Raw genomic sequence first — 9703 nt, 5'->3', positions numbered from 1 at the left:
TGCCCCGACACCGACGGATGCCGGTCCTTCCACGCCTGCAGGAACGGCCCCACCACCGCCCACTGCCCATCGGTCAAGTCACTCGGATACGCCTTACGTCCACTCACGACCGTCCTAACGCGACGACACCCCGCCAGCTACGGGTCCGCAAAGATCAGCCAACCGCAAAGCGGAGAAGAGGTCACAAACCACCCTCTCACGTCGCAGCCGCATCAGCGTTGTCCGGACAACCGCTCACCGGTACGTGCGGACGTGGGATTCGGGATCTCGGGCATGTCCGTCGCACCCGATCCGCAGCAGATCCGGACATGTGATCAAGGCATGTTGTCGATCGTCGGTGGCAGGCTCAACGCGATGCGGGAGGGCCGTGCTCGCAGTAGCCTGGCGATCCGCGACAGCCTGCATCTGCTGGCCAAGCTCTCCTGCTCATCGGCTGCGGCTGAGGGCCGCGTCGAGGTCGTCGAGATGACGTGAGACGGGGCCGACGGTGAGCATACCGCTGCCGGCTCCGGCCAGCTCGTTGGCGGCCGGCGTGAGTTCGATCCGGGCGCGTTTCATCGCCGTCCGGTTGTCCAGGGCGACTGCCGCTTGGGCGGTGAGGCACCACAGGGCTTCGAACAGCAGGTCGCGCGGCGGATCGGGGACCTGTCGCAGCGCCGCGGCGGCATCGGCCGGGCGGTCCCGTCCCAGTAAGACGAGTGGGCGCACCCAGGGCGTGTGAGGGCCCCAGTCGGTCTCATCGTCGAAGCGGACCGGTTCCCCGTACGACACGCGCAGGCACAGCAGGGCCAGCGGTAGAAGGCCCCGCTCGACGCCGGGCATGCCGGCGTTGGCGAGCTGTGCCGCCCCGTTGTGGTAGGCCGCTTCCGCGGCCCGTGGCGACGGCTCGGTCGCGGCCAGTCGCAGTGCGCGGTACCACTGGGTGAACACGCCGACCAGCGGGCGGTCGTACCGCTCGGCGAGCCGGTCCGCTGCGGCGGCGTGCTGGTCGGCGGTGGCGAAGTCCGCGAGCGCGCTGCGGGCCTGCAGTCGGACGAGATGACCGAGGATCTCGAACGTCCCAAGGCCGTGCTGAGCGGAGAGCGCGACGAGCTCGGCGCCGATCTGGTCCCGCTGGGGCGCCAGGCCCGCGCGGTGAAAGGTCTGCATGAACACGGCGTTCAGAGCGAAGGCCAGCAGGGCGGGGTCGCCCATGCGGCGCGCGATCCGCTCCGCTTCCTGGGCCGCCTCGGGTCCGCGCGCCGCGCGGGTACCGCGTGACTCCACCGCGATCGTGGCCAGCAGGCGGGCTCGTGTGGCCTCGGACGAGTCGGGACGTAAGGCAGTCAGGGCCCGCTCGGCCGCCGTCACGATCTGCGCCGCCTGCGCCGGATCATCCGAGCGCGTCCAGATCGCGGGCACGTCGTAGCCGCCGATCACCCGGGCAGTGAGATCAGCATCCCCCAACTGCTCGGCGGCGGCGATGGCCGCGATCCGCTGCTTCCGCGCTGCCTCAAGTCCGCTCGCCCCTGTCACGGCGAGACTTCGCAGCAGGCTGACCGTCGACTCCAATCGAGAGCGGGAGCCGGCCGCTACCGTACGGTCGTATGCCGCTGTGGTCTCCGCCCAGACCCGTTGCGGTTCCGGTGAACCCAGACCGTCGCTGACCCGATCGGCTTGACGGAGGATGTCGGTCTCCAGGCGACGCAGTCGCGGGCTCGGATCGACGCCAAGCTGTTCCAGGAGCAGGCTGCGGGCTCGGCGTAGTACCGCAAGCGCATCACCCTGGCGTCCCGTGCGGTACAGGGCGAGCGCCAGCAGCCGCCACGCCTCCTCCCGCCACGGATGCTCGGCCACATGCGCGTCGAGATCGGGTACGACATCCGAGGCGCGCCCGACATTCAGTCGCGCCTCGGCCCGCTGCTCGATCACGTTAAGCCGTAGTTGTTCGAGGCGGGAGCGCTCGACGCGCGACCACGGCTCGTCATCGACGCCGGCGAACGCGGGCCCCCGCCACCAGCTCAGGGCGCGATCGAGCCTCTCGAGTGCCTCGTGAGGGGACGCCGTGGACGCGACGGTGACCTCGTCCTCGAACCGCCAGGCGTCGACCGCATCCGGCGCCAACCTAAGCGCGTAGCCCGGGCCATCCGTGACCAGCAACCGTGCCGCCTCGCGCGGTGGACGCTGCGGCTCCAGCGCGCGCCGTAACGCCGCCACGAACGTGCGGACGCTTCCCACCGCGCCCGGTGAGGGCTCCTGCCACAGATCATCGACGAGGCGGTTGACCGGTACGACCCGACCGCGCGCGACAACGAGTCGCGCCAGCACCGCGCGGTGTTTCGGCCCTTTCAGGTCTATCGGCGCACCGCCGCCGTCCCAGGCGACAACCGGCCCGAGAACACCGACGCTGACCTGCACTGATCGAACCGCCCTTCCGCACCTCCGCTTAACGTATCGCGCTCATCGTTTACTCATCGGCGACCGGCAGGCTGGGGTCGTCCGCCAACGAGAAAGGGACGAGCATGACAATTGCCATTCCCGGGTTCGACTACCAGCGCGTCTCGGTCGACGATGATGTGACACTGAACGTGGCCTTGGGAGGTGCGGGCAGCCCGATCGTGCTGTTGCACGGCTTTCCGCAAACCCACGTCATGTGGCGGCACGTCGCCGGCGACCTCGCCACCGATCACACCGTGATCTGTCCCGACCTGCGCGGCTACGGCGCCAGCGACAAGCCCGACGCGCGTGACGCCGACACGTACTCCAAGCGGACCATGGCCGCCGACATCGTCACCCTCGCCAGCAAGCTCGGCCACGAGCGCTTCGCCCTGGCCGGACACGACCGCGGTGCCCTCGTCGCCATCCGCGCCGGCCTCGACCATCCCGCTACGATCACCCACCTCGCCATCCTCGACGTCCTGCCGACGTTGGACATGTGGGACATCCTGCACGGGTCCTCCGCCGCTGTTGCCTTCCACCTGTACCTGATGGCCCAGCCACCCGGCCTGCCTGAGCAGATGATCAGCGCCAACGCAGACGCCTTCTTCGGCTACTTTCTCGACCTATGGGCCAAGAACCCCCATGCCATTCCTGCAGACCTGCGGGCGGAGTACCTGAAAGCCTCCCGCGAGGCGGTCCCCTCCATCGTCGCCGACTACCGCGCCTCGGCCGGCATCGACATCGAACACGACCAGGCGGACCGAGCCTCCGGGAACCGACTGCCCATGCCGGCCACCGTCGTCCAGCAGGACTGGGGAGCCGCACTTGGCTACGACGCCGCCGCGCTGTGGCACACCTGGGCTGCTGATCTGGACCACCACACCACGTCGGTCGGGCACTTCATGGCCGAGGAAGCGCCCGACGAGATCATCAAAGTCCTGCGCTCCCTGCTTGCGCGGTAGCGAATCGTATGCCCGCCGACAGCGCGGTCACGCGCTCAATTCGACCCGTCCCGGATGTACGCACCTGGGCGTTCACCTTCGTCGCCGGTATCGGGCCGGCCCGGACCTTCGTTCGCGCCCGGTCATGAGCGACCGCGAGCGGACCGCCGCATGATGCAGTCCGGGGCAAGGCCACCTTGCCTCTCGCCCCGGTTCGGGCCCACGGGCGGGAGGAGTTGCCGGAGTAGCCCTTCGGAAGGATCGGATCCAGGCGGCGGACCGGGACGCGATCGTGAACGGTGATTTTGCTGGTGCGGTCGCAGGAAACGCAGGCGACCAGGCGCCAGATGTCGAGGAGTTTGCCGTTGGCATTGACGCGGAACTTCCGTTGCCGGTGCTGGCGAGGCCGGAATGGCAGTGGACGCAGCCGAAGGCGGACAGGGGAAGGCGCGTGCGCCGAACGGTCCAGGGCAGCACGATATGAGGACGCGTAGACATGATCCCTCTGAAGACCTGACGGGAGGCATGGGAAACGAGCCGACGGCGACGTCGGCGACCGATGCACGAGGACGGTGTCAGGTCTAAAGAGCAGGCGGCGTCACGCGGGGTGAGGTCCTCTCGTGAGTGGGTCGGAGAAGAAGATCCAGTCACAAGGTAGGGCGCAACTGGCTGGCGAGGCCACCCAATTTTGTCCTGGTGTCGAGCACTGAGTGGCCGGCGATCAGCAGGGCGTTGCTCGGGTCGGTCACCGCCGACTCGACGCGTGCCTGGCCGAAGGTGATCGCCTCGGTGGTCGGTGCGGCCTCACCGGCCATCGCCACCGTCAGCGCGTTGGCGACGTCGATGAGCACACCCGTGACGGGGACCGCGAACGCGGACAGGATGAACCCGACCACGAGCCGGGGCACCAGATGCTTGACGTGGTACTGGGTTTCGACGGAATCGCCGAGCATCACGGCGATACTGGTGGCGATGGCCGCGAGGACGAAGCAGGCGTTGACGACCAGCGCACTGTTGCCGGCGATCGACCGCACCTGCGGCACGCCTCAGCGTGGCCCGGGCGGTGGTCGGTGCCGTACCCCCATTTGGCCTCCCGGGCCACAGACTTCGGAACTCACGTCACGGCAAGCGCCACATTAGCCCTGGGGGCTACCAGCGGGCGGGCGAAGTGATCGTGTCTGCGTGCTCGCCGAGGAGATCGGTGTAGATGTCGATGTCCATGGTGTCGTAGTGGCAGCGTGCGAGGAGCCGGTTCAGCCGCTCGGCGATCTGGTCCGGGTCGAGGTCGAGGCGTTCGCACAGGTCACGGTGCGTGCCCACGAGCGGCTCGGCGATCTCCTCCGGTTCGGTGCGGGTGATGTGGTAGGCGTCGCGGAGGTGTCCGGACAGCCCGTCCCACACGACGATGGCCTCTTCGACCAGGTCGAGCGCGGTGGGGGTCGCGGGGTGGGCGCACAGGATCTCGACTTCGGCGGCGAGGCGGTGTCCGGCGGTTTCTACATCGGAGATCTGCCACCTGCTACCGGTGGTCACCGTCGACGCGTCCCGGACAGCGGCGCGGAAATCGGCGAGGCCGGACGTGTCGGCGGCGTCGAGCTTGCCGGCCTCGCCCAGCAGCAGGGTGGCGAACAGGCGGTCCCGGACCGCGTGCCCCGCCACCAGGTCTGCCAGTTGGCGGGGCGACAGTCGCTGCACCGCCTGAAGGTAGTGGGCGTGGTCGGGCGCGACGGGGGCGGCGCCGGGTGGGGTCGCGGCGCCGGAGAAAGCGGTACCCGCGTGGAACGCGGTCAACGCTGTCGCGACCGCATGCGCGCACAAGTCGTCCCCGACGATGCCGCAATCGCAGTCGCCGGTGAAGATTCCGTCAACGATGCCCACCCACGGCTGGAAGACGGCGTCGTGGTCGCGTACCACTGCCTGGACGCCGCCACCGGCGGGCTCCAGCTCACCGACGCTGCCGTCGGTCAGCAGCCGTGCCGCAGCCTCACCCACAGCCGTAGGGATCGAATCACGAAACGCCTCAACGTCGATGCGGACCGCCACGGCATGCACCCTACCGGCCGGACCGGAAGCGGGCGGCGTCGAGCTTGGCCAGGAACGTCGGCCGGCGGCGGTGTTGCGCGCGCAACGCCTCCAGGTACACGTCGAATTGTGTGGTCTCGCCGGTGGTCGCGTACGCCTCGCGCAGGTTGCGCAGCAGCGCGATCGCCTTGTCGTAGCGGCGTTTGTCGTACGAGTCGAGCAGTTGGACGTCGATGAGCGCCTGGTAGGGCTCGCGTACCTCGGCTGGGTGGGTCTGCCGCCGCAACTCCAACAGTTCGACGCGCTGCCGGGCGGGCACCTCGTCCCAGCGCGCCAGTCCGGTGTGCCACGCCTCGTCGTCACGACCGGCGAGAATCAGCACGTCGATCAGGTGACGCAGATATTCCGCCTGCCGCGTGGCGCAATCGCGTACCACCGCCAAGGCCCACTCGGTGTGCGCGGCGTCCCGGTCGGTCTCGGCCACCGTGGCTAGCAGCGACCGGAAGTTGTCGATCGTCGGCTGGTCATCGAACGCCGTTCGGCGTTCGGCCACCGCCGCCTCCGGTTCGCCAGTCTCGATCAACAGCCGTACGAGCAGGTCGCGTAGCTCTGCCGACTGATAGCCGGACTGGTACTCGGCGAGCCCGCGCCGGGCCCAGTCGATCGCCTCGGCGGGCCGCTTCGCCTCCGCCAGTACCCGCACGATCCGCCCGTACTGGTCGGCGCTGACCAGGTGCTCCGCCAACACCCGCACATGTCCGTCGACGTCGCCGGAGACCTCAGCAATCTGCTCCCGCAGGTACCGCACCGCCCACTGCTGATGCCAGTCATCGGGCTCGGTCACGGCGGCGGCACGCTCGTCAACCAACCGCGCGACCTCGGCAAGGCCCTTCGCCCCCAGTGCCGGCGCCCACTCGCGTAGCACCACGTCCGGCCAGCCGGGGCCGTCGCACACCAGCTTCACCAGCCACGCCGCCAACCCTGCCGGCCGGGGCGGCGCGGCCTGACACGCGCGGGCGTAGACCTCCATCAGGTGCGCCAGGTCGTTGCCGAGCACGCCGGAGGAGCTGTCCATGTACATCAGGGCATTCGTCATCCGATCGACTGCCTTGCGCAGCATCGGCACCGCGACCGCCGCTTCACCTATGTTGATCAGCTGGTCGCAGCGGTTGGCGACCTCACGCGCGGTGCGTGAGTAGGCATCCCGGCCCGAGTAGGGGTCACGGCGGCGATCCCGCCGCAGCCGATCCACCAGCACCGTCAGCTCGTTGTCGTCCTGCACCCTCACCGGTACATCACACCAGAACGCGCACGACACCCCAGTGCTCGATGAAGATGTCGGTGCCGCGATCTTGGCCACGGAGAAGGGCCCCTGCCGGGCACCGGGCGAACGGGTAATGATGGTGGGGGACGTACCAGCGGTGACGACCAGCGACTTCCGGCACCCGCGCTGCTGGGCATCGAGCCGAGGCAGCTGCGACCCGAAGACCAGCCTCGAATCCTCAGGGCTGGGCGGGGACTGGGGAGCGGGGGAGAGGCCTCAGGAGACCGGGCGCGACCAGACGTCGGCGATCGACGGGTCGAAGTAGGCCGCGTCGTCCTGGTTCTCGAACCGGATCCGAACCGACCCGTCGGCGGCCGCGAGCGAGGCCGGGACGACCAGCTCGTAGGTCTCCGTGCCGGCACCGGCGGCGGAGCGCTCGAGGGTGCGCAGCAGCACCTCCTCACCGTCGACGTAGACCTTGTAGCGCTTGATCTGGGCACGGTCGTAGGTCTCGACCGCGCGGACCACGAACGCCTCGCCCGGGGTCACGGCCAGATCGAACTCGAACCACGAGAACGGCGTGAGGTGTCCGGCGTAGCGCCGGGTCCGTCCGGCCTCCGTGCTGGTCCCGGAGGACGGCGCCGCCGTCAGCCGGTGCGCCTGCTCGGACGAGGTATTGCCGAGGTCGACGTGGTCCAGGGCGTCGGTGACGTCCGGGGTGATCGCGACCCGGACCGAGCCGGTTCCGGTCGCGAGGACCTCGCCGTCGCGGACGAACCGCGCGGTGAGCGTGTAGTCCTGGATGGCCTGGCGGGCGGCACGCGGGACGACCACGTCGAGGGCCACGCTGCGGGTCTGCCCGGCCGGGACCGTCAGGTCGGCCCCGGCGACCGGCTGCCATCCCTCGGGGAGGTCGAGCCGGAGCCGGCCGGGCGTCGTGGCGCGTCCGATGTTGCGCACCGTCGCGGTGACCCTCGTGGACGCGCCGGGCCGCACCTCGGCCGGCTCGGCGGTGACCGACTCCACGACCACCGGCGACTGCACCGGGACCTCGAGCGGACTGCGCACGGTCAGGGTCGCGTCGGCGTACACGTAGGTCGCCTCGGCGTCGCCGCGCACGGTGCCCGGTCGCTGCTGCTCGGGGACCGCCAGCTCCAGCCGGCCCTCACCGGTGCCGCCGGGCGGCAGCTGGTTGGTCAGCCGAACCCACGAGGGCGTGGTGGCCCAGCCTTCACCGAACCCGGTCAGCGAGCCACGGACGTTCACCATCCGTTCGGAACCGGCGTTGGCCACGGCGAGCTGGACGGGGACCCGGTCCCCGGGCCGCAGCACGTCGGAACTGACCTCGGTCTTCAGCGACAGACCCAACAGGTCCGACGCCGCCGCCGACACCGCGGACATCGCCTGGTCGACCGCGGTCACGAGGTCCTTCAGGCCGTCGGCGTTCAGTTTCGCGAGGATGTCGGCCATCGACTCCAGCGCCAGATGCGAGGCGGCCAGGTGACGGGCGGCCGCTCGGGTGTCGCCTGTGAGCAGGGCGGTGTGGGCGTCGCGGGCCCTCGCCGCGGAGGTGGCAGCCGCCCCGGACAACCGTTGCGCCTGCCCGGGGTTGAGGTGGCCGGCCCGGCGGGCGGCGTCGACGAGGGCCGCGAAGGGCTCCGTCGCGTCGATCGCCGCCCCGACCAGGCCGAGCTGCTCGTCGGAGCCGAACCGGTAGTCACCGGAGCCGACGACCACCCGTACGACGCCGGCGGCGACAGTCACCTCGTGTACACCGGGAGCCTCCGCCACCGGCCGTCCGCTCTCGGACACGGCCCAGCGGTTGGCCCCCGGGACCTCGACCGTGGCGGTCGTACCGACAGGGACGTGCACGTCCAGGGAGAGCCGGCGATCCTGCTGGCGCCAGTTGCTGGACACCGGGCCCCACGGCGTCTGCGTGGTCGCGGACGCGTGGTCGAGCAGGCCGGTGACGGCCGGGGCGATCGTGATGTCGCGGTAGCCCGTCTCGGCCGAGGGCCGGATGCCGGCGACGTAGTGGTAGTTCCAGTCCTCCAGGGTGCCGAGGAAGTAGTGGCCCAACGACCGGGCCTGCAGGGACCAGTGCTCCCAGACGGTGGTCGCGCCGTTCGCGAGCTTGTAACCCCAGCTCGGGTACGTCGTCTGGGTCGCCACCCGGTAGGCCACGTCCTCGTGGCCGTACTGCGTGAGCACCGGCAGCAGGTACTTCGTGCCCAACGTGCCGGTGTCGAGGTGGTAGCCCCGCTCGACCACATCCTGGGCGAGCCGGTCAGCGACTCGCTGGGCGACCTCCTCGTTGGGGGTGAGATTGAAGGCAAGCGCCAGCACGTTGTGGACCTGCCGGTAGCGGTTGGCGTCCGCACCCTCGCCGCGGTAGCGGTCCTGCGAGCTGTGGAAGTAGACGTTGTTGAACGCCGTCTTGGTGGCGTCCGCCTTCGCCGCGAACTGCGCGGCGTCGCTCTGCTTGCCCAGGTGCTGTGCGACCCGCTCCATCGTGCGCAGCATCTGGTAGAGGTACGCCGTGCCGGACACGCGGTTGTCCTCGTCCGGGGCGTGACCGCCGGCCGGGCTGCCCGTGGGTGGCACCCAGTCACCGAGCCGGTTGCTGATCACGGTGCCGTTGGCGCGACGCTGCCCGTACTCCAGGTCGATGTAGCCCTTCATGCCGTCGTAGAGCTCGGTCATCACCCGGTCGTCGCCGCCGTACTGATACAGCCAGTACGGGATCATGATGTAGGCCGCGTGCCAGGGCTGAGACGGTCCCCAGGAGCCCCAGTTTCCCGAGCTGGGCGCGATCACCATGGGGGCACCGGCGCGGGAGCCGCTGACCTCCCGGCTCTCGTGGACGTCGCGCAGCCACTTGGCGAACAGCTCGTGGGCATCCATGTTCAGCAGGAACATCTCGGCACCGACCGTGGCGTCGCCGGTCCACCCGTTCTTCTCGAACATCGGGGTGCTCCAACCCGGGGTGTACGAGGAGGAACTGCGACTCATCGGTGACGTCACGATCGTCGCCGAGGACGGCCCGGGCACGGTGACC

General features: G+C 69.9%; 8 protein-coding genes and 1 pseudogene. 2 read left to right on the top strand and 7 right to left on the bottom strand.

Translation table 11 applies throughout. The annotated features are described in order from the left end of the window. Positions 1 to 107, bottom strand: a pseudogene (locus AB0M52_RS24655) (IS5/IS1182 family transposase); the annotation flags it as partial. 145 nt (positions 108 to 252) lie between these two features. Between AB0M52_RS24655 and AB0M52_RS24650 the strand changes: the two are divergent. Next, positions 253 to 474, top strand: a complete 222-nt coding sequence (locus tag AB0M52_RS24650) for a hypothetical protein (protein WP_363958016.1) — start codon at positions 253 to 255, stop codon at positions 472 to 474. On the opposite strand, the gene AB0M52_RS24645 is transcribed toward AB0M52_RS24650, so the two are convergent. After that, entirely contained in the window at positions 427 to 2397 is a 1971-nt protein-coding gene (locus AB0M52_RS24645; protein ID WP_363958014.1) for a BTAD domain-containing putative transcriptional regulator, read from the bottom strand. The genes AB0M52_RS24650 and AB0M52_RS24645 overlap by 48 nt on opposite strands. 104 nt (positions 2398 to 2501) lie before the next feature. Here AB0M52_RS24645 and AB0M52_RS24640 point away from each other — a divergent pair, with 104 nt between their 5' ends. Beyond that, the gene (locus AB0M52_RS24640; RefSeq protein ID WP_363958012.1) at positions 2502 to 3380 is read left to right on the top strand and encodes an alpha/beta hydrolase; all 879 of its coding nucleotides are present in this window, start codon (positions 2502 to 2504) and stop codon (positions 3378 to 3380) included. Here AB0M52_RS24640 and AB0M52_RS24635 read toward each other — a convergent pair. From AB0M52_RS24635 to AB0M52_RS24615, 5 genes are all read right to left on the bottom strand, one after another. After that, the gene (locus AB0M52_RS24635) at positions 3349 to 3924 is read right to left on the bottom strand and encodes a DUF1062 domain-containing protein (RefSeq protein WP_363958007.1); all 576 of its coding nucleotides are present in this window, start codon (positions 3922 to 3924) and stop codon (positions 3349 to 3351) included. The genes AB0M52_RS24640 and AB0M52_RS24635 overlap by 32 nt on opposite strands. Before the next feature lie 82 nt (positions 3925 to 4006). Next, positions 4007 to 4402 (bottom strand): hypothetical protein, encoded by a 396-nt coding sequence (locus AB0M52_RS24630; protein ID WP_363958004.1) that lies wholly within the window; start codon positions 4400 to 4402, stop codon positions 4007 to 4009. Positions 4403 to 4508: 106 nt separating this feature from the next. Beyond that, entirely contained in the window at positions 4509 to 5351 is an 843-nt protein-coding gene (locus AB0M52_RS24625) for a hypothetical protein (RefSeq protein WP_363958001.1), read from the bottom strand. Positions 5352 to 5412: 61 nt separating this feature from the next. Then, complete coding sequence (locus tag AB0M52_RS24620) at positions 5413 to 6669, bottom strand: hypothetical protein (protein WP_363957998.1); 1257 nt, start codon at positions 6667 to 6669, stop codon at positions 5413 to 5415. A gap of 252 nt (positions 6670 to 6921) precedes the next feature. Continuing rightward, the gene (locus AB0M52_RS24615; protein ID WP_363957995.1) at positions 6922 to 9612 is read right to left on the bottom strand and encodes an alpha-L-rhamnosidase C-terminal domain-containing protein; all 2691 of its coding nucleotides are present in this window, start codon (positions 9610 to 9612) and stop codon (positions 6922 to 6924) included. Positions 9613 to 9703: the final 91 nt, after the last annotated feature.

The sequence above is a fragment of the Micromonospora sp. NPDC051296 genome (assembly GCF_040682255.1).
Lineage (GTDB): Bacteria > Actinomycetota > Actinomycetes > Mycobacteriales > Micromonosporaceae > Micromonospora > Micromonospora craterilacus.
Note: the sequence above shows the minus strand (reverse complement) of the source record. Positions and strands in the feature narration are given on the sequence as shown.